The organism is Pedobacter jeongneungensis (genome assembly GCF_039538295.1).
Classification (GTDB): Bacteria; Bacteroidota; Bacteroidia; order Sphingobacteriales; family Sphingobacteriaceae; genus Pedobacter; species Pedobacter jeongneungensis.
Genome location: NZ_BAABBY010000001.1, coordinates 19,408 through 40,139, shown reverse-complemented (window position 1 = coordinate 40,139; position 20,732 = coordinate 19,408). Strand labels below are relative to the sequence as shown.

Below are 20,732 nucleotides of genomic sequence, written 5' to 3'. Positions count from 1 at the left end.
CAAATATGGCGTTCATTTCAGGTTTTAAGACGGCGTAAAAACGACAACTTTAGCGGCGAATTGCGACATTGTGGATGTGCCTTAAAAAAATCTGGAGGAGTTTGCCTTGACGCTCTGAAAATGAGATCAGCCTGTTCAATCAATAAACACCATTTCGGTTTTTAGTAAATCTGGTTATTGCATATATTTGAATTTCGACAAACCTATTATTTTTAAACCCTAACAAATGAATCAAAACGAATTAGCGCAATTAACAGATGAAGAATTACTGCAGGAAGCTAAAAAAATGAAATCAGCAAAGATTATGAACGCTGCACTGATAGGATTTCTGATTGGAGTTATATTTTATAGTGTGATGAAAAGCAGTTTCGGATTTTTAACACTCATTCCTTTATTCTTTGCCTACAAGCTGATTAATAACTCAAAGTACAATAACCAGGAATTGGAAAATCTTTTAAAGGAAAGAAATTTGAGATAAAATAATACTATGGAATCCAATATTACAATCATCAACAAAAACGGAGGGGAGTTACTAGGTATAGCCGGCGGTAATTACCGGATCATTATCTCTGGCGAGCAGACCAATGGTAATTATGCCGTTATCGAAATGACGGTTCCGCCCGGAGGTGGCCCACCACCACATGCCCATCCCGATACACAGGAAATGTTCCATGTACTGGAAGGGGAAGTTGAATTTAAAACAGAAGCGGGTAAACAAACCGTGGCAAAAGATGGCTTTGTAAATATCCCTATGGGTGGAGCGATCCATTGTTTTAAGAATACTTCCGAAAAAAATGCACGATTACTCTGTACGGTCGTACCCGCAGGTCTCGAAAAACTCTTTCAGGAAATAGGCTCACCAGTTCTTCCGGGCGAAATGCCGGCAGCCCCTGCATTAACAGAACAACGAAGGGCATTTTTAAAAGAGATGGACCTGAAATACAATCAAAAAACATATCCTCCCGATTTTTTGGGATAATCCTGCTACTATGCCGCCATTTAACATGTTACACCAGGAATATGATGCTCCCGAAGCCCTTCGGGATACCATCAAGTGTTTTTGGTATAATAAAAGAACATCAGGCGAAGGGTTATCCGGTTACGAGGTGATTCCCGATGGTTACGCAGAGATTATCTTTTATTTCGGGAACATTTCCGTGGAACAGGGCGAAAACCTGCAGGCTTTACCGTCTCCCTTTATGATGGGGTTGCTCAACCAGCCGGTTCATTTTTATACCAGGGGCGATTTGGAAATCATCGGGATCAGGTGTTTCCCATGGACAGTTTTTGATTTACTCGGTTTGCATCCTGATAGAGCTGGCGTACAGGTTTTTGAACATCCGATGGCGCAACTTCAAAATGGTTTAAGCAGGTTGGTGAGCGCCGGCCGGATAGAAGAAGCGGTTGCAGAGGTAAAACAATATTTCCTTGATGCACGTTTAGGGGTTGCTGCCGATAGCATGTTGCATAAAGCAGGCATGGCGATGCAGAAAGCAAAAGGCAATCTTCCGGTAAGTCAGGTTGCCGAAGCGGCCCATGCCACGTTGCGTACCCTGGAAAGAAACTTTAAACAATCATCTGGTTATACCGTTAAAGATGTATCGGGCCTGATGCGATTTGAACAGGTACGTAACCGCTTATGGACTGAGCCTGATGTTAACCTGACCGGGTTAGCTCATGAAATGGGTTATACCGATCAGCCGCACCTGAGCAGGGAATTTAAACGATACAGTGGCACCAGCCCCGCTGCATTTGCCCGCAACGCTAAAAAAGGCAAACAAGCCGCCGCCAATGATGTACTTGCTTTTGCCAAAAAAAATGCAAAATAAAAAGACTTGTTTCGTAAAAGATCATGCAATTCCTTATTAATTCTGATCCTTGATACATCTCTAAAATCAACATCTGTTTTATAACAAAGGCTTTCAAAATTATTGGTATTTCTACCTGGGCCACCAACCAGAACAATCACAGCTTCCTGATGGATTGACCGGCAGAACGTTCGAAGCAGAAAATTTCCAAAAGCTTACTGCTAAAGGAGCAATGCCCGATGCCGTGGTAAACACCTGGATGGATATCTGGAAACGTGATGGCGAAAGCGAGGATTATTGAACTCTTATACGATTGTCGTGTTTATACAAGCCTGATTTGGTTTCATTGCTGAATTTTGTGCTATAATCATTTCAATCATGGATAGTAAAATCAACAGCGGAAATTCCGCACATAATAATTTCAGTTACGATGTCATCATCTCCGGCGCAGGGCCTGTGGGGTTGTTCCTTGCCTGCGAACTGGCCTTAGCCAAATGTTCAGTGCTTATTCTCGAAAAGGCAACTGATCCGCATTCTCCTTTAAAACAGTTACCTTTCGGCATACGTGGACTCTCGGCTCCTACCATCGAAGCACTTTACCGTCGTGGTTTGTTCGGGCAACTCGAAATACACAAACAGCTTAAAAATCCACATCAACATCAAAACCATAAACAGGGTGCCCAAAGGCAGGCTGGCCATTTTGCAGGTATCCCGTTTCTTCAAGGCAATATCGATACCTCACAGTGGAAATATCGATTACCCGGCCCTACCGAAACCAGCCTGATTTCTGAAATGGCTGAGCTGGAAACAATACTTTCGCGCCGGGCCGATGCCCTGGGTGTTATCATTAAACGCGGGCTTGCCATTAGCCACTTCGATCAAAATGCTGATGGAGTGATCGTTCGCGCTGGTGATCAATCATTTACCGGCAAATGGCTTGTGGGCTGCGATGGTGCGCGTAGCGTGGTGCGCAAAACCGGTGGTTTCGAATTCGCCGGTACAGAGCCCGAATTTACGGGTTATACCGCTAAAGTAGATATTTTAGATCCCGAAAAACTCCGCCCGGGCCGTAATGTAACCGAAAGGGGCATGTATTTGCAGTCGCAGCCTGGTTATATGGCCATACAGGATTTTGATGGTGGTGCTTTTCATGGTTCAGAACAGCCCATTACACTCGCACACATACAGGAAGTATTGCGCCGTGTATCAGGAACTGATGTAACGCTTACCAGGCTACATATCGCTACCACCTGGACCGACCGTGCGAGGCAGGCTACCACTTACCGCAAAGGACGTGTATTTTTAGCAGGCGACGCGGCACACATCCATGCGCCTTTGGGCGGACAAGGCTTAAACCTCGGCCTGGGCGATGCCATGAACCTGGGCTGGAAACTTGCCGCAACCATTAAAAATATTGCTCCTGAAAGTTTACTGGATAGTTATGATACCGAAAGGCACCCAATAGGCGAAAAAGTGCTCGATTGGTCGCGGGCACAGGTAGAAATTATGAAACCTACTCCACAAGCCAAAGCATTACATGCCATTGTAAGCGACTTAATGAATACCCGCGATGGCGCCACTTACATGGCTGAAAGGGTTTGGGGCATTTCTACACATTACGATCTGGGCGATCAGCATGCTTTAGTTGGTTATAGCACACCTAATTTCGAATTTGAAAACGGCAGCACCATTGGCGATTTGATGCACGATGGCAAAGGAATACTTCTTGATTTTGGGAATAACGAAAAAATGAAAAAGCTTACCGCTCAGTATGATTTGTTAAAGTACGTTGCCGGAAATGTAACAGACCGTTTAGGTTTGAATGCATTATTAATTCGCCCTGACGGGATTGTTGCATGGGTTGCTGATGATGGTGTAAATTATCCTGGGCTTGCAGAAGCAATGGAGAAATGGTTTGCTTAACCATAGAAGGTTTATATGCTATGTAAAACTAAGGTGACTAAGGTGGTTATAAAAAATATCACATTATTATTTCACCATCTTAATCACCTAAAGAGCATCTAAGTTGTTAAAGCAGTCTTTTTGCAGCAGCGCATTCCATATAACCATATAAAAAATATAAGAACATGTAAGCTTATATGCCCCTTAAATGTCTCATATGGTAAATAAATTATCAGTTTTAAATCATTGCTTCAGTACGAAGCAATCCTATACGATTCGCTAATAGCGATTGTTTTAAGATTGCTTCATCGTTCCTCCTCGTAATAACGACCTTTCGTGGAAGTGATAACTGCTAAGCGTTCAACCCGCCATCAATGGTTAAAAACGAACCGGTAATGTATTTAGCTTCATCACTTGCAATAAAGTTTACAAAAGCTGCAATATCCTCTACTGTCCCATATTCCGGCAAAGCCATACGCGTTCTTAAAAAATCGGCCAAAGGTGCATCAGCAGGGTTCATATCCGTATTGGTTGGTCCGGGCTGAACCAGGTTTACTGTAATTTTACGTACACCCAAATCACGGGCTAAACCACGGGTAAAACCCTGCAATGCCGATTTACTCATGGTGTAAAGTGTAGTTTCTGGTCCAAGCGCATTATCGCCCATGTTACTGCCAATGGTAATAATCCGCCCCCCTTCAGGCATTCCTTTTACCGCAGCTAAAGCCGCAACAAAAACCGCCTGAACGTTAATGGCCATGATGTTGTTATAATCTTCGAGCGTGTGTTCTTCAAAAGCCTTTCCGATGTAAATCCCTGCGTTATTGATCAGGATGTCAATGCGGCCAAAATCAGCAATGGTTTTGGCTACCACAGCAGTAACTTCGGCAGGTACTGCACTGTTGGCTTGTAAAGCAAGGGCTGTACCACCCGCTGCTTCAATATCGGCTACAACGGCCTGCGCCTTTTCTGGTGAGCTGGCGTAAGTAAATATAACTTTTGCACCTTCGGCGGCAAGTTTTTTCACAATTGCGGCACCTATGCCCCTGCTTCCACCGGTTACCAGGGCTATTTTATCTGTTAATTTTTTCATATGATTTCTAAATTTTCTGCTAAATTAAAACAGATACTGTACATTTGGGAGTAAGCAACAAATTGTTAGGTACTAACAAAAAAGTTAGAAATGAGAAAAGAAACCTCAACCAATGCATTGAATGAAAAAAAGATGATCGACACCTGCGGCATGTCTTCATCACTTGCGGTAATTGGCGGAAGATGGAAGCCAGCCATATTGTGCCGCCTGTCTTACGGTACAATGCGCTATGGCGAACTTAAAAAGGATATTGAAGGCATATCAGAACGCATGCTGGTGGCACAATTGAGAGAATTGGAAAAAGACCAGATTATTACGCGCATGGTCTTTCCCGAAGTACCGCCGAGGGTAGAATATCAGTTAACCGATTTGGGCCGCACCATGAAAACCATGCTCAACACCATGTCTGATTGGGGAAACATGTATCGCAACCACATCAACAAAAATCAGAATGAACTGGCTGAAACAACTATAGATTAGTTTGGTTAATTAATAACCGGACTCAGATAAAGCATTGCATTTTACTACCTTTAACATTAGCCTGCAAATAAATACCGGGACTTTGATGGCTTAATTATACTTATGAACAGAGATCAAACAGACTTTTTGCAGGGCGGAGGAGAAATGGGCAGCCTGATCAGGGCATACAACTGGGCAGACAGTCCCATAGGAGATCCTGAACAATGGGATGCTGCATTAAAGTCGATGGTGAGTATGATGCTTAGCACACATTTCCCTATCCTGATTTGCTGGGGAACAGAATATATACAGCTCTACAACGATGCTTTCAGACCAATAAACGGCACAAACAAACATCCGCAAGCCTTAGGTGGAAGCGCTAAAGATACTTATGCCGAAATATGGGATACCATTGGCCCCATGTTTAAAAAAGTAAGAACGGGCGAAACTTATGGCTTTCCCAACTTTATTGTTCCCCTAAACCGCAACGGTTATATTGAGCAGTGCTACTTTGATTTTTCTTATAGTCCTGTTAAAAGCAGTAAAGGAATTGCCGAAGGTGTTCTGGTAATCTGCAAAGAAACAACCACACAGGTTAAGGCCATTAACAGCATCAGCGAGGCTAAAGCAGAACTTGATTTCGCCATCGAAGCGGCAGAACTGGGCACTTGGGACCTCAATCCGCTAACGCAAAAGTTTATTGGTAACGACAGGCTTAAATCGTGGTTTGGATTAACTGCTGATTCCGAAATCGACCTTTCTAAAGCTACTGATGTTATTGCAGAAGAAGACCGCCAGCGGGTGCTTGATGCCATTGAAAAAGCCATGGATTACGAATCCGGAGGATATTACTCGATCGAATACCACATCATAAACCCGAATAACGATCAGGTGAGGCTGGTAAGGGCCAAAGGAAAAGCCCTTTTTAACGAAAACAAACAGGTAACCCGCTTTAGCGGCACTTTACAGGATATTACCGGAGAACATACCGCATTATCTGAAGCAAAGGATAGTAACCACCGTTTAGCACTGGCCCTCGAACAGGCACGCCTCTCTAAAATGACGGCAAAGATGGGTACATTTGATATGGACCTTAAGCTTGGCACCTTAGAATGGGATGAACGCTGCCGGGTACTTTTTGGCATTAGCCACCACAATACCGTTTCTTACGAAAACGATTTCTTACCAGGTCTTCATCCCGACGATCGCGAGCGCGTAAGTAATTACATCAAAGATGTGTACAACAAAGAGAAAACCAATGGCGATTATGACATCGAATACCGCACGGTAGGTGCAGAAGACGGGCAGGTTAGGTGGGTAAAAGCACAGGGAAAGGCCTATTTTGATGCCGAAGCCAAACCAACCCGTTTTATTGGTTCGGTATTGGATATTACGGAACAGAAACATGATGAACTGAGGAAAAATGATTTTATTGGCATGGTGAGCCACGAGCTTAAAACGCCACTAACCTCACTTAAAGCCTACATGCAACTGTTACCGCTTAAAATACATGATGTTGGTGTGGCCAAAACAATTATTACCAAGGTAGAAAGCCAGATCAGGAAAATGTCTACACTCATTAACGGTTTTCTGGATGTTTCGCGTTTAGAATCAGGTAAAATTTCGCTCGAGATGAGCCGTTTTTTCCTTTCCGGTCTTATTGACGAAATGATCGCAGATTTTGAAATGTTAATGGCCACCCATCAGATCATCCACCATCCCTGCCCCGCTTTCGAAGTTAAGGCAGACAGGGATAAGCTGGGCTCGGTAATTACCAACCTGATTGGCAATGCCATTAAATATTCGCCATCAGGCAGCAAAATTGAAATCAGTTGTGAGAAAGAAGGCAACATGGCAACTGTAAAGATCAAAGATGAAGGGATAGGCATAAAAAAGGAAGACACCCAAAGGCTTTTTGAGCGCTTTTTCAGGGCAGATAACAAAAATGCTAAAACCATTTCGGGCTTTGGCATAGGCCTGTATCTTAGTGCCGAAATTGTAAAAAGGCACCACGGCACAATCAAGGTAGATAGCAGCCCCAATCAGGGTTCTACGTTTATTTTTTCTATTCCGGTAGGGTAACAAAATAAATTATTGTTTCGTTTGATTTGGAAAGCAGAAACGGTAGTTAGTTTTAATGTTCGTCCTGCTTTTTACTTGTAGTCCCGGTTACAAAAAAACCGGGAGCTACCGCTGCAATCAGGTTTAAACACCTGGGTTTCTACTGCTATTGAGGGTTTAAAGACATAATGTCTATAATAGTTTCCTTCTGCATTTTGCAACCCTAAATATTTCCACAATACCTTGCCACCTAAACCCCTGCCTGCAGCAGGCAGGCGATCAAAGCGGGATGCCCCGATTTTACATCGGAGCAGAAGCGGGAGCGGGACTACTTTATCCTAAAAGCTTCTGTTTTTGATTTCCTCAAAAAAACATCAAGCGTAAAGCCATTCTGTTTACGGTTTTTGGCTACAACATCAACTGATTTGGCTAAATCTCTCTGCCACAAGCCCCCGATATTTGTTTCATCAAAAAATTAAATAACTGTTTAAATAAAAATTTAATCATGCGTGTATTTGTAACAGGAGCCACAGGTTTTGTCGGTTCTGCAATCGTTAAAGAATTAATTAACCACGGCCATCAGGTTTTAGGTTTGGCCCGCTCAGATGCCTCGGCCGATGCATTAATTGCGGCTGGTGCAGAGGTACATCGCGGCGACCTTACCGATTTAGATAGCCTGCGCAGTGGTGCAGCAGCAGCTGATGGCGTAATCCACACAGGTTTTATTCACGATTTTACCCGTTACAAAGAAATGTGCGGGGTAGATAAACTTGCCATTGAAGCGATTGGGGCCGAATTGGCTGGCTCCGACCGTCCTTTTATTGTAACATCGGGCACGGCACTTGTAAGTCCGGGAAAATTGGCTACTGAGGCTGTTATTCCCGCTGCAGGCGTTTCAGTCCACCCCCGTGTATCAGAACAAACGGCCGACGCTGTTGCTGCGCTTGGTGTACGTTCGGCAGTGGTACGTTTATCGCCATCAGTTCATGGTGAAGGAGATTATGGCTTTATACCCATGCTGATAAACATTGCCCGCGAAAAAGGGGTTTCGGCTTACATTGGCGAAGGCCTTAACTGCTGGACAGCGGTACACCGTTTAGATGCAGCCGTACTTTACAGGTTGGCTTTAGAAAATGCGACGCCCCGTGCCAGGTATCATGGTGTGGCCGAAGAAGCGATTACTTTTAAAACCATCGCTGAAACCATTGGTAAACAGCTCGATATCCCGGTAGTATCCGTAACCGCAGCAGAAGCAGCAGAACATTTTGGATGGCTTGGCGGCTTTGCAAGCATAGATTGCCCCGCATCGAACAAGATTACCCGCGAAAGTTTAAACTGGCAGCCAACTCAGGCAGGTTTAATTCCAGATATGGAAAAGGGACATTATTTTAGTTAGAACGTAAAAGGGATAATGGAATAAGTCCGAAAGTCGGGTGTCAGAGGTCAGAAGATAAGGTGATAAGATAAATGGTATTAATTTTTACCTGCACCCTGCTCTTTACCCTCTGCGCCTTTACTTTAATAAGCGCTGTAATTAAAAACCGCGGGAAATAGATGAAACTAAATCTGTTTTAATCTGTGTAAATCTGTGGTTTAAAAAATCAGCTACTTTTCACTACCGCAGCAGTAACCATTAGTTGCCCAACATGGCGCATGGTATGTTCTGCTGCGTGGAAGAGCAGGCCAATAACTGTTGAAGGAAGTTTAGCACGGCCAACTCCCCTAAAATCAGGCAAGGTGTTTATATCTGTATTTTTTAATTGTTGTAAAGCAAGATCAACCTGGTGATTAAAACGGCCTACCAGATCGGCTACGGTATATCCTTCAGCATTATCGGAACCCTCTTCTGCCAGTTGCGAAAACTGAGATTCGGATAATCCTTCGGCCCTGGCATAAGTAAATACCCTGTCGAGCACGCCACTTAAATGCTGAAGATGAAAACCTGTAGATGCCATCCCTGCAGGGCGTTCCCAAAGTAATGCTGACGGAAATCCATCCATGTACTCATTAATTTCTTCCCTCGCCTGCAAAAGTGCATGCGCAACCGGTTGTAATAACGGGTCGATACCGGGCAACGGTCCTCTCTGCCAAACTTCTGGTTTTTGCGACATATTAGCTACCGGTCTTAAATATAAGAGATCGTTACAATCACAATCCAGATCAGGCTAAATATACCACCAAAATAAACCATGGGCATATTCTGCTTAAGGTTTTTCTTTACAAAGGCGGCATAAATGATCCAGCCGAAAAAAGCAATGAAATATAACGGAACTGCAAATAATAACATAGTATTAAAGATTGGTAATCAAAGATAATTAAATAGTCCGAAAGTCGGAAGACCGGGGTTCGGTGATAAGTAGCGTAAGCAAAATCCATCTATTATTACCATCATAACATGTACCCTGCTCATGCCCTCTGCAATTTTCCTTTACGTTCTTTGCGGTTGCAAATAGTCCCATAGTCAGAAGGCCGGCGCCCACTCATTTTCTTACCGTTTTGGTAATCCTTTCAGTATAAAAGAGCTTAAAAAATGGCAATAACAATATCCAGAACGGAATAACAGGTGGTAGATAATTAAATATTTTCTTACATTAGTTAAAACTATATCCCTTAAGTTGAGTTGAAATAATAGATACCAATGAAAAATAAGTATGGAAAAAAGGGAAACAAAAACACAATTAATTAACGAAATTACCACTACCGGACTACAAACCGCTGCCAAAAAACTAGGTGCTTCTGCAACCAAAAAACAGATTAGAAAAGGCGTTTCTAAAAACCTCAGTTTAATTGATCAGTTACTGCGCATTGCTTTAATTAAAAGTAAAGATCCTTCTAAACGGACGCAAAGAAATATGGAATTTATTGGCCTTGGTGTTATTGCGGCACACTCCTTTTACAAAGGCTTGAAAAAGAAAAAGCGCCTGTGGATTTTCGAAGGCGTGTTTTTAACGGCAGCACTTGGAGGCGTACTTTTGGCTACCCAGCTTAAAGCGGCGAAACAACAGATCAGATAACATTAACGATAAATCGTCATTTCTACCGGAATTTCTGGACCGAAATGGCGACTTATCATTGAATGAACCGACAAGCCGATATTGCGCACCGGGTTTCGTTCACCGATGCGACCTCTTAACTGGGCATAGTGCCACAATCTTTATCACTCATCAGAAAACAGATTCAGGAGAATTTAGCTGTAAATTTTAATTTATTTAGTAAATCATCAACAATACAAAACTTTATCGCGCTTTTGGTGTTAAAATTTATTGCTAATCACTTAATGGGTAAGGAATTTTGTACTATGGGAAAAAAAATATGTTTATTGGAGGATGATGAGGGAATACGTGAGATTATCGAAATGATATTGACCGATGAACAATATGAAGTATATGGTTTCTCCAACGTGAAGGACTTTATGGCCTTTGAAGATAAAGGATCGCAGGATTTATATTTACTTGATGTGAGGCTTCCTGACGGCAATGGTTTAACCGTTTGCGATGACCTGAAAAGCAACGAAGCCACCAAACGCATACCAATTATGATGATGAGTGCCCATGCAGGACTAAATGAAATGCGGCGCGACTGTAAAGCAGAAGATTTTATTGCAAAACCTTTTGACATTTTCGACCTGCTTAAAAAAGTCGATAATCAGTTAAGTAAAAGTAACTAATTACACACTTGATCATTTCATACCCAGTTAAAGTTCTTGGCATTGTGCTAACCAGCTAATCTATAGCTTAATTCTGCTTCAGTCATAATAAATTTTAGCATTTTATTATGACACTTTTTCCTCTGAAAATTGTTCAGTTTGTATATTCCACAGGGCAACGTGTGTTTAATCAATATTATTAAAAACAAAAAATGGATTTACAATTAAAGCATAAAACAGCATTTATAAGCGGCTCTACCGCAGGGATTGGATTCGCAATTGCCGAAAGTTTGTTAAAAGAAGGTGTTAAAGTAATTATCAACGGCCGATCGCAAAGCAGTGTAGATGAGGCCCTTAAAGCTTTGGAAGGTATTGCAGGAAGCGGAACTGTTTCGGGCATAGCCGCTGATTTCTCAAAGGCTGAAGAAGTAAGCAAGCTCATGGCACAACTCCCTGAAATAGACATCCTGGTTAATAATGCCGGTATTTTTGAGCCAAAAGCTTTTGAAGAAATCAGTGATGAAGACTGGTTCAGATTTTTTGAAGTAAACGTAATGAGCGGCATCCGGTTATCACGCGAATTGTTCCCGAAAATGTTAAAGAAAAACTGGGGCCGGATTATTTTTATTTCGAGCGAATCTGCTGTATTTATTCCCGACGAAATGATTCACTATGGCATGACTAAAACAGCACAACTGGCGATTAGCCGTGGCCTGGCCGAACTAAGCAAGGGAACTGAAGTAACCGTTAATTCAATTTTGCCCGGTCCTACCAAATCTAAAGGTGTGGGTACTTTTATTGAAGATTTAGCTAAAAAAGGAAATATCACAGTAGGAGAAGTAGAAACCGATTTCTTTAAACATATGCGCCCTACCTCATTATTACAGCGCTTTTTAGATGTAAGTGAGATTGCAAATGCGGTAACGTTTTATGCAAGCCCTTTAGCTTCCGGAACCAATGGCGCAGCCATCAGGGTAGAGGGCGGATTGGTACGGTCTATACTATAAAGGTATTGTCATTCTGAACGGAGTGAAGAATCTTTATGCTATTGCTCAAATCCTTCAACAGGCTCAGGATGACAAACTATTATAATAGTCTGGTCGTTATTTCGACTGGAGCACAGCGAAATGACGATCCGACTATACCTGTATCACAAATAACTGACCAATGGGAATGATAATTGTTCGAATTATTTTCCGTGTTTTCAGTGCATCCGTGGCTAAAAAATAATCGCCACACCTTCAGCTACAGTACCATTCATAACTGTCTAAGATAGTATCACCAGATCAATATTCTTCATGGCCAGGTTTTTCAACAGTCCGTTAAAAACGGCAGTACGCAAAATCACCTGAAAAATATTAAGATGGGGTTTACCGATACATATCGTGGTAATTTCCTTTTCGGAAGCAATATCAATTATGGTTTTGGTAATGGCGTTGCTTTTTATTTTAATTACTTCGGCACCCAGTTCGGTAGCCAGTTTAAAATGATTGATCAGGTGCCGTTGTTTATCCAGTTTAATGCGTTCCATGCTTTCACTATCACTCTGCACATAAAGCACCATCCATGGCGACCGGTAATAGGAAGCCAGTCTTGCTGTTTTTCGGATTACTACACCAGCGGTTTCAGCATTGGAGGAAATACAGGCCAAAAAGCGTTCGGGACGGAGTTTAATCGATTTTGGGATTTCGGTCTGGATTTTCCGCTCTACCTGGTGTACCACTTCTTTTAGCGCCAGCTCGCGCAACTGAAGGATTTTATCCGACTGGAAAAAGTTGCCCAACGCCCTTTCGATTTTCGACTGATCGTAAATTTTACCTTCCTTTAACCGGGTAACCAATTCATCGGCAGTAAGATCGATGTTTACAATTTCATCTGCAAGTTCAAGAATTTTATCGGGAATCCGTTCGGTAACTGCAATACCGGTAATCTGTTCAATTTCTTCGTTTATACTTTCTAAATGCTGAATATTTACCGCCGAAATTACGCTGATACCGGCTTCGAGCAGATCGAAAACATCCTGCCAGCGTTTACTGTTTTTGCTGCCTTCGGCATTGGTATGGGCAAGTTCATCAACAATTACAATTTCGGGATGGCGGTTCAGAATTGCTTTGAGGTCCATTTCTTCAATTTCCTTACCACGGTAAAAAATTTTCCTCCTGGGGATTAACGGCAAACCCGCAACAAGCGCCTCTGTTTCTACCCTTTTATGGGTTTCAACATAACCAATGCAAACCTCTACCCCATTGCGCAGCAATGCATGCGATTCCTGGAGCATCCGATAGGTTTTGCCCACGCCTGCGCTCATACCGATGTAGATTTTCAGTTTTCCGCGCCTGGATTTCTTTACCAGATCCAAAAAGTGCCTTACCGATTCTTCTTTTTGTTCTTCTTCCATGATATTACCAGCTAACGCTCATGATTCCGTTTTCGATCAATATAGTAATTGCAATAATCATCACCAGCATAAACAATACCATCATAAATCTAAAGGAAATCTTATTAAAAAGCAGTTTAAAGTATTTTTCTGTGGCATAACTTTTCTTGTCGGCAGTTATCCGTTTTCTTTTTAACGAGCTTAATTTTCTCATCATTAACATGCCGAGAAATGCTAAAAAGAAGCTGAATAAGATTTCTATGTAGGGATGCATTGTTTTATTTTATTTATTTTTTAAATGTTCGTCATCTCGACTGAAGCAAAGCGAAATGCCCGCCTGCTTCGGGCAGGGAGAGATCTATGAAACAAATACTTCATAGATTTCTCCACTTCGGTCGAAATGACGAACCGGATATTAAAACGACACCGCAATACTTGCTGTTAAACTTGCATTGGCATTAACCGCAGCGCCTTCGCGGGCAAATATTTTGTCTTTACTATCATAAGTTTTTCCTTCCAGCCTGATTACCGCATTGCTTATCGGCGAGTAATCGACGTTTAACGAATAACCTTTTGTTTTAAAACCCTGTGGCGTTCCGGTGGCGATAAAAATTCCGTTTTTGTCTTCATAATATTCGAATCGTCCGGCAACAGCCCATTTTGGTGCAAATTTGTATTGGGCAATGGCTACAGGAGAAATGACTTCGCTTTTATCACTGCTGCCTTTTTGTTTTTGCTGGGTTCCGTAATCAAAACCAAGCGTTACGCCAAACTTATCGGTAAGCTGAAAAATACCATAAACATTGTGGTAAAACCTGTTTACCCTAACCGAATCAGCACCTTCTGTACCCAGATAATTGCTATAATTTACAGTGATTTTATCAGTAGGTTTCCAGGTGAATTGTAGTCCGCCGGCAGGTTTATCATTCCCATTCTGACGGGTTATGCGTTGCCACCCATTCAGGTACAGGGCGGTAGCTGTAAATTTGCCATCTTTGGTACCATAAGTAATTTTTGCTCCTGATTCGTAATAAGGGGTATTTTCTGAGGAGATATTCCTTGTAAGCACCCAGCAATCTTTTGAAACTGCACTTTCGAAACCAATGTGCGATGAAAATATACCGGCATCAATCCACAGGTTTTCTGTTTTAGATAATTTCACCCCTGCATTGGCCTCAAAGATGTTTTTCAACACACCAGGTTCGGCAGCAAGATTGGCGTTGGCATAAGTTCCGGCCATTACCGCTAAGTTGGCCCTGATCATTCCGCTATCGTAAGCAGCCTTGATAAAACCAAGGTTCAGGTTTACCTCATTTGCGCGGTTATGCGAATAAATAAAACCAGGGCGGTTATGATCGGCAGGTTTATTAAAATCGTATCCGTAATAAGCTTCAAGGTATCCGCTTACTTTAATTTTTGGTTCATCCTGCGCTTTAGCTAATAATCCGGTTGTAAGTGTAGCGGCAAGTAATAATAGTTTTTTCATTTTATCTGAATTGTTTTGTATTAGGCAAAGCCTAAGGCCCAGGTTTGTTGGTACCAGGCCTTAAAGCATTGCAGTTGTTATTGTTTTGGGAAATTGTTTTTTGTTAATGCTCCCCCCGCGGTCGTCATCCCGACTGGAACGGAGAGATCTATGAAATCTACTCCTCAGATCTCTCCACTACGGTCGAGATGACGATACTTTTTTAGTCCTGCTATTAAAGTTCATCAAGGGCAAGGTTTAATTTCAGCACATTTACTGATGAAGGGCCGAAAACGCCCATGAAAGGTTTAAGGGTATTCATGGCAACGAGTTCTTTTACCTTTTTTACATCGATTTTACGGGCTGCAGCAACCCTCTGGATCTGAATGGCCGCACCTTGTTCAGAAATGTTGGGATCTAATCCGCTTCCTGATGCTGTAACCATATCAGCAGGGATATCTGATTTTTTAAGCCCAGGATTGTATTTCAATAAAGTATCAATACGGGTTTGAACCTCTTTTAAATAATCGGGGTTAGATGGTCCTTTGTTAGAACCTGCCGAACCTGCTGCATTGTAAGCAACTGCCGATGGTCTTCCCCAGAAATATTCTGGTTTGTTAAACGATTGTCCCAACAAGGCATAACCCACAACTTTACCATTTCTGGTAATTTTTTCTCCTCCACCGTTTCCTTTAGACATTTTACCGATAAAGGCCACTGTGATTGGATATACTACGCATAACAACACCAATAATACAAGTGTTAAGCGGATAGATTGAATAATGTACTTTTTCATCTTTTTATTTTTTAATTTTTATTGTTGTGATCCTGAGAAACGAAGCATCTCTAACTTATCAGGCAGTGCCGGATTTTAGATAGTTCTTTATCGCCTGCAGATGCTTCGCTGCGCTCAGCATGACATTTTTCTTTACACAAATAACCCCACCAATAAATCGATTATTTTTATACCTATAAATGGAGCTACCACACCGCCTATACCGTATATAAACAGGTTACGGCGTAATAAAGCGGTTGCACCGATGGGTTTGTAGGCCACACCTTTTAAGGCTAATGGGATCAGGATTGGGATAATGATGGCGTTAAAAATCACTGCCGACATAATTGCCGATTCTGGTGAGTGCAAGCCCATAATGTTCAGACTTTGCAAAGCAGGTATCGATGCAATAAACAATGCCGGTACAATGGCAAAATACTTGGCCACATCATTTGCTATTGAGAAGGTGGTGAGTGTACCGCGGGTAATCAGCAATTGTTTACCAATTTCAACTATCTCGATCAGTTTGGTCGGGTCATTATCCAGATCCACCATATTACCTGCTTCTTTAGCGGCCTGTGTTCCACTGTTCATGGCTACACCAACATCGGCTTGTGCCAAAGCAGGGGCATCATTGGTACCATCGCCCATCATCGCCACCAGCTTGCCAAGTGCTTGCTCATCTTTGATATAGTTCATTTTATCTTCGGGTTTAGCCTCAGCGATAAAATCATCAACCCCTGCTTTTTCTGCGATATATTTAGCGGTTAAAGGGTTATCGCCGGTAACCATCACCGTTTTTACGCCCATTTTACGCAAACGTTCGAAACGTTCGCTAATGCCCGGTTTAATAATATCCTGTAACTCAATTACGCCAAGCGCTTTTTCGTTTTCAGATACCACTAAAGGTGTTCCGCCATTGGTGGCGATGGTTTTTACGTGGTTTTCGATATCAGAAGGGAAATTATTTCCGGCTTTCTGCACGATATTCCTGATCGAATCGAAAGCACCTTTTCTGATCCTTCTGCCATCAGCAGTATCAAGTCCGCTCGAACGGGTTTCGGCAGTAAACTTGATAAATGCAGATCCCTCTGGCGTTCCGGCAGATTTAACACCCTGCTCGGCAGCCAGTTCGATGATCGATTTTCCCTCAGGGGTTTCATCAGCCAACGAGCTTAATACGCAGGCATCGGTAAAAGCTTTAATGTTTATGCCGGCAGTTGGATAAAAATTGGTGGCTTTACGGTTACCGATGGTGATGGTTCCGGTTTTATCCAGAAGCAGCACGTCAATATCACCGGCAGTTTCTACCGCTTTACCCGATTTGGTAATTACATTGGCTCTTAATGCCCTGTCCATTCCGGCGATACCAATGGCCGATAAAAGTCCGCCGATGGTGGTTGGGATTAAACACACAAAAAGTGAGATCAACGCAGCAATGGTAATTGGTGTATTAGCGTAATCGGCAAAAGGTTTTAAGGTTACGCATACAATGATGAATACCAGTGTAAAACTAGCCAGTAAAATGGTTAAGGCAATTTCGTTTGGTGTTTTCTGACGTGAAGCCCCTTCAACCAGGGCAATCATTTTATCTAAAAAGCTTTCGCCGGGAGCAGTACTTACCTGAACTTTGATCTCATCAGATAAAACTTTTGTACCACCGGTTACCGAAGATTTATCACCACCCGATTCACGGATTACCGGAGCCGATTCGCCGGTGATGGCCGATTCGTCGATAGTGGCAATCCCTTCAATAATTTCTCCATCAGTAGGGATGGTATCACCGGCTTCGCAGATAAATACATCTCCTTTTTTTAACTGGTTTGAAGAACGGATCTCGATAGTTCCGTTTGCCAAAAGCACTTTGGCCGGTGTCTCTTCTCTGGTTTTACGTAAACTATCGGCCTGTGCTTTACCCCTTGCTTCGGCAATGGCTTCGGCAAAGTTTGCAAACAATACCGTAAGCAACAGTACCAAAAAGATGAAAAAATTATATAATGGTGATCCCTGTCCGCTATGGCTGAAAGAATACACGGTAACGTAAGCCATCACCAGGGTTCCGATCTCTACGGTAAACATTACCGGGTTGCGGACCATCGCCCTTGGATCGAGCTTAATGAAAGATTGTTTTAGCGCGGTCTGCACTAAGGCAGGTTCGAACAATTTATTATTGGGTTTCATGTTTTTATTTTTATGTATGATGGTTAATGTAAAATGGACGATGTATAATGGATGATGTAAGGCTTAATGGTTAATTATCCATTTCCCATCCTCCATCTTACGTTTTCCATGTCATCTTACCTTTTCCATATTGATTTTTGTATAATGGAAGATGTAAAATGGATGATGAAGGAGTTAATGGTTAACTTTCCATTTCCCATCCTCCATCTTACCTTTTCCATTTTAGTGTGTAAAGTATTCTGCCAATGGACCTAATGCCAACGCAGGGAAATAAGATAATGCGTTCAATACCAGGATTACCGCAAAAGTCATCAGGGCAAAGGTTTTGGTATCTGTTTTAAGTGTACCAGCCGATTCAGGAATGAATTTTTTCGCACCCAATAAACCAGCGATGGCAACCGGACCGATAATCGGTAGGAAACGGCCAAGGAAAATCACAATACCGGTTGATAAGTTCCAGAAGATATTGTTATCGCCCAATCCTTCAAAACCCGAACCGTTGTTGGCATTGGATGAAGTGATTTCATACAGCATTTCAGAAAATCCGTGGAAACCAGGATTATTGAGCCAGTTTTTAGGTTGAACAGCCCATGCAGCATCGCCGTGGCTGGTAAAAATATAACTCGCAATGGCTGTTCCGGCAAGGATCAAAAACGGACTTAACAAAGTAATAATGGCGGCAATTTTAATCTCTCTTGCTTCTACTTTATGTCCGAGAAACTCCGGCGTTCTCCCCACCATCAGGCCAGAAATAAACACAGCAACAATCAGGTAAATAAAGTAGTTTAATAAACCTACCCCACAACCCCCATAAAATGAGTTGATCATCATGGCCAGCAATTGCCATAAACCGGTTAAAGGCATGGTACTGTCGTGCATTCCGTTTACCGATCCGGTAGAAATTACAGTAGTTAGTGTACTCCAGTATGCGGTAGCTGCAGGACCAATCCGCATTTCTTTACCTTCCATTGCGCCCGTGGTTTGCGAGATACCCATTTTTGCCAAAGCCGGGTTACCGCCTAATTCGGAACTTATTGTTGGTAAGAGTAACATAAAGAAACCGATCGTCATTACACCGAAAATGGTCCAGGCCAGTTTTTTCCTGCGGATAAAAAACCCGAAAGCAATCACCATAGCCAAAGGAATAATGGTTTGTGCAATAATTTCGGTCATGTTGGTCAGGTAACTTGGGTTTTCGAGTGGGTGTGCTGAGTTGGCGCCGAAATATCCACCTCCATTAGTACCTAAGTGTTTAATGGCGATCATTTGTGCAGCAGGTCCTCTCGAAACATTTACCGTATCGCCCTGTAAAGAAATAAATTTGTCTTTCCCGTCGTAACTTGCAGGCGTACCGTTAAAAGTTAAAATCAGGGCCACAACAATTGATAATGGCAACAATAAACGGGTTATTGATTTTACAAAAAATTCCCAGAAATTGCCCAGTTGAGTTGTTGTTTTATCTCTGAAAGCTTTAAAAAATACCACCGCAGCGGCTATACCTGTTGCCGCACTTACAAACTGAAGAAACATCAGTACAAATTGCTGGGTGAGGTAACTTACGCCACTCTCGCCCGAATAATGCTGCAGGTTACAGTTGGCAACAAAGCTGATGATGGTGTTAAAAGCCAGATCGGGGGTCATCCCTGGGTTTCCATCCGGATTGAAGGGAAGTTTATCCTGAAAGATGAGTACGAAAAAGCCGTAAAACAACCACAATATATTAATGGTAAGCAGGGCTTTCATCTGCTGCTTCCAGTTCATCTGTTCTTTTACGTTAATGCCGGAAAGCTTATAAATACCAGTTTCCAATGGTTTTAAAAAATCTGTCCAGACTTTTTCTCCTGCAAAAACCTTGGCCAGGTATTTACCCAATAGTATTGCGATAACCAGGGTAAGCAGGAAGGTGGCAATAATGCCTGTTAATTCAGTGTTCATTTTTTGATTTGTTAATTGCTCTCCACTGAGGAGAAAGATTAAAATTTTTCGGGTTTGATCAGCACGTAAATCATGTAGATAAATACGGCGATGGCGATAATGAATAATGCGATCATAATGTTAGATTTTTTCGAACCAGTCGATTGATTTGTAAGTAGCCCAGCAGAGCAAAACGAGGATTAAAACAATAAGTGTTGTCATGATTCTAATGATTTTGAATGCCATTAGCCAACTCCCGTACCACAAAAGGCAAAAACAGTATAAAAAACTGATTTACAATTAATTACATATAAATATTTTTTATTATTAAAATTTGGGCACAAAAAAACCCTTCCATTTTGGAAAGGTTTTTTTCATTGTGGGAATTACCCGCCATTGCTGGGAGGCTTTCAGAGAGTCGTCACCCTGAACTTGTTCCAGCGTCTTTCATGCAGGGTTAAATCTCTCCTCTGGCCTTAGCGTAACCTCACTTCATTCCGTCATTTTGAGTGGAGTGCAACGAAGCCAAGAACCACGAAGTGTTCAGCGATGCTAAATCTGTCTCGAGATAGATCTCTCTGCTTCACTGCGATACAGTCGAGATGACGCTCATTTTATTAAGTCGTCACCCTGAACTTTTTTCAGGGGCTTTTATGTAAAATTAGCTCCCAATCTGGGTTCTGTGTTTCATCGGTTAGGGATTCTTCACTGCGTTCAGAATGACAACCGCGATTAAGAATTCCGGGTGAGAACTACCATTTAATTCTGTGTTTCTGAGTTTCCGTGGCAAAAAAACTTAGTCTTAGCGAGACGCTAAGACCAGGTAACTGTCATTCTGAACGCAGTAAAGAATCTGTTTTGTATGAGCAATGGCTTAAATAAACCTACTGCTTTGAACACGGTGTAATTTGGGTTCTGTGTTTCATCGGCTAGAGATCCTTTATTACACTACTATTGACAGCCCCTTTAATATGGTCGTCATTACTTCGTCGGCTGAAAAAGCCTTCTCAGCAATGACGAGGCTTTCAGAGGGCCGTCACCCTGAACTTGT

21 protein-coding genes are annotated in these 20,732 nt (G+C 42.3%); 11 read left to right on the top strand and 10 right to left on the bottom strand.

Going from position 1 to position 20,732, the window contains the following annotated elements; genetic code table 11:
* The first annotated feature begins 226 nt into the window (after positions 1-226).
* The 5 genes from ABD769_RS00175 to ABD769_RS00155 all read left to right on the top strand — a co-directional run bounded on the left by ABD769_RS00175 (position 227) and on the right by ABD769_RS00155 (position 3,731).
* Complete coding sequence (locus ABD769_RS00175; protein ID WP_344848091.1) at positions 227-478, top strand: hypothetical protein; 252 nt, start codon at positions 227-229, stop codon at positions 476-478.
* Between the two features lie 9 nt (positions 479-487).
* A complete protein-coding gene (locus tag ABD769_RS00170; RefSeq protein WP_344848088.1) occupies positions 488-979 on the top strand; it encodes a cupin domain-containing protein in 492 nt (163 codons plus the stop codon).
* A 25-nt stretch (positions 980-1,004) separates the two neighbouring features.
* Positions 1,005-1,829 (top strand): helix-turn-helix domain-containing protein, encoded by an 825-nt coding sequence (locus tag ABD769_RS00165; protein ID WP_344848086.1) that lies wholly within the window; start codon positions 1,005-1,007, stop codon positions 1,827-1,829.
* Positions 1,830-1,983: 154 nt separating this feature from the next.
* Positions 1,984-2,109: a hypothetical protein gene (locus ABD769_RS00160; protein ID WP_344848084.1), complete on the top strand. Its 126-nt coding sequence runs from the start codon at positions 1,984-1,986 to the stop codon at positions 2,107-2,109.
* Positions 2,110-2,186: 77 nt separating this feature from the next.
* Positions 2,187-3,731 carry an FAD-dependent monooxygenase gene (locus tag ABD769_RS00155; RefSeq protein WP_344848082.1) on the top strand — a complete coding sequence of 515 codons (1,545 nt, stop codon included), beginning with the start codon at positions 2,187-2,189 and terminating at the stop codon, positions 3,729-3,731.
* 331 nt (positions 3,732-4,062) lie between these two features.
* Here ABD769_RS00155 and ABD769_RS00150 read toward each other — a convergent pair whose 3' ends face one another.
* Complete coding sequence (locus ABD769_RS00150; RefSeq protein WP_344848078.1) at positions 4,063-4,803, bottom strand: SDR family NAD(P)-dependent oxidoreductase; 741 nt, start codon at positions 4,801-4,803, stop codon at positions 4,063-4,065.
* Positions 4,804-4,893: 90 nt separating this feature from the next.
* Here ABD769_RS00150 and ABD769_RS00145 point away from each other — a divergent pair, with 90 nt between their 5' ends.
* The 3 genes from ABD769_RS00145 (at position 4,894) to ABD769_RS00135 (ending at position 8,719) form a co-directional block, all read left to right on the top strand.
* On the top strand, positions 4,894-5,283 hold the full coding sequence (locus ABD769_RS00145; protein ID WP_344848075.1) for a winged helix-turn-helix transcriptional regulator: 390 nt from the start codon (positions 4,894-4,896) through the stop codon (positions 5,281-5,283).
* Between the two features lie 102 nt (positions 5,284-5,385).
* The gene (locus ABD769_RS00140; protein ID WP_344848073.1) at positions 5,386-7,344 is read left to right on the top strand and encodes a PAS domain-containing sensor histidine kinase; all 1,959 of its coding nucleotides are present in this window, start codon (positions 5,386-5,388) and stop codon (positions 7,342-7,344) included.
* Between the two features lie 484 nt (positions 7,345-7,828).
* A complete protein-coding gene (locus ABD769_RS00135; protein WP_344848070.1) occupies positions 7,829-8,719 on the top strand; it encodes an SDR family oxidoreductase in 891 nt (296 codons plus the stop codon).
* Between the two features lie 205 nt (positions 8,720-8,924).
* Here ABD769_RS00135 and ABD769_RS00130 read toward each other — a convergent pair whose 3' ends face one another.
* Positions 8,925-9,434: a DinB family protein gene (locus ABD769_RS00130; protein ID WP_344848068.1), complete on the bottom strand. Its 510-nt coding sequence runs from the start codon at positions 9,432-9,434 to the stop codon at positions 8,925-8,927.
* 14 nt (positions 9,435-9,448) lie between these two features.
* Positions 9,449-9,610 (bottom strand): hypothetical protein, encoded by a 162-nt coding sequence (locus ABD769_RS00125; protein WP_344848066.1) that lies wholly within the window; start codon positions 9,608-9,610, stop codon positions 9,449-9,451.
* A 364-nt stretch (positions 9,611-9,974) separates the two neighbouring features.
* Between ABD769_RS00125 and ABD769_RS00120 the strand changes: the two genes are divergently transcribed.
* The 3 genes from ABD769_RS00120 to ABD769_RS00110 all read left to right on the top strand — a co-directional run bounded on the left by ABD769_RS00120 (position 9,975) and on the right by ABD769_RS00110 (position 11,976).
* On the top strand, positions 9,975-10,337 hold the full coding sequence (locus ABD769_RS00120) for a hypothetical protein (RefSeq protein ID WP_344848063.1): 363 nt from the start codon (positions 9,975-9,977) through the stop codon (positions 10,335-10,337).
* A gap of 128 nt (positions 10,338-10,465) precedes the next feature.
* The gene (locus tag ABD769_RS00115; RefSeq protein ID WP_344848060.1) at positions 10,466-10,990 is read left to right on the top strand and encodes a response regulator; all 525 of its coding nucleotides are present in this window, start codon (positions 10,466-10,468) and stop codon (positions 10,988-10,990) included.
* 191 nt (positions 10,991-11,181) lie between these two features.
* Positions 11,182-11,976, top strand: coding sequence for an SDR family NAD(P)-dependent oxidoreductase (locus ABD769_RS00110; protein WP_344848057.1), 795 nt, complete (start codon positions 11,182-11,184; stop codon positions 11,974-11,976).
* 260 nt (positions 11,977-12,236) lie between these two features.
* Here ABD769_RS00110 and ABD769_RS00105 read toward each other — a convergent pair whose 3' ends face one another.
* The 7 genes from ABD769_RS00105 to ABD769_RS00075 form a co-directional block, all read right to left on the bottom strand.
* The gene (locus ABD769_RS00105; RefSeq protein WP_344848054.1) at positions 12,237-13,367 is read right to left on the bottom strand and encodes a sensor protein KdpD; all 1,131 of its coding nucleotides are present in this window, start codon (positions 13,365-13,367) and stop codon (positions 12,237-12,239) included.
* Positions 13,368-13,371: 4 nt separating this feature from the next.
* A complete protein-coding gene (locus ABD769_RS00100) occupies positions 13,372-13,620 on the bottom strand; it encodes a hypothetical protein (protein ID WP_344848052.1) in 249 nt (82 codons plus the stop codon).
* 141 nt (positions 13,621-13,761) lie between these two features.
* A complete protein-coding gene (locus ABD769_RS00095; protein WP_344848049.1) occupies positions 13,762-14,832 on the bottom strand; it encodes a porin in 1,071 nt (356 codons plus the stop codon).
* Positions 14,833-15,046: 214 nt separating this feature from the next.
* Entirely contained in the window at positions 15,047-15,607 is a 561-nt protein-coding gene (locus ABD769_RS00090) for a K(+)-transporting ATPase subunit C (RefSeq protein WP_344848046.1), read from the bottom strand.
* A 132-nt stretch (positions 15,608-15,739) separates the two neighbouring features.
* A complete protein-coding gene (kdpB, locus tag ABD769_RS00085) occupies positions 15,740-17,767 on the bottom strand; it encodes a potassium-transporting ATPase subunit KdpB (RefSeq protein WP_344848042.1) in 2,028 nt (675 codons plus the stop codon).
* A gap of 222 nt (positions 17,768-17,989) precedes the next feature.
* The gene (gene kdpA, locus ABD769_RS00080) at positions 17,990-19,702 is read right to left on the bottom strand and encodes a potassium-transporting ATPase subunit KdpA (RefSeq protein WP_344848039.1); all 1,713 of its coding nucleotides are present in this window, start codon (positions 19,700-19,702) and stop codon (positions 17,990-17,992) included.
* Between the two features lie 38 nt (positions 19,703-19,740).
* Positions 19,741-19,818, bottom strand: a complete 78-nt coding sequence (locus tag ABD769_RS00075) for a potassium-transporting ATPase subunit F (RefSeq protein WP_082035969.1) — start codon at positions 19,816-19,818, stop codon at positions 19,741-19,743.
* Positions 19,819-20,732 lie beyond the last annotated feature (914 nt).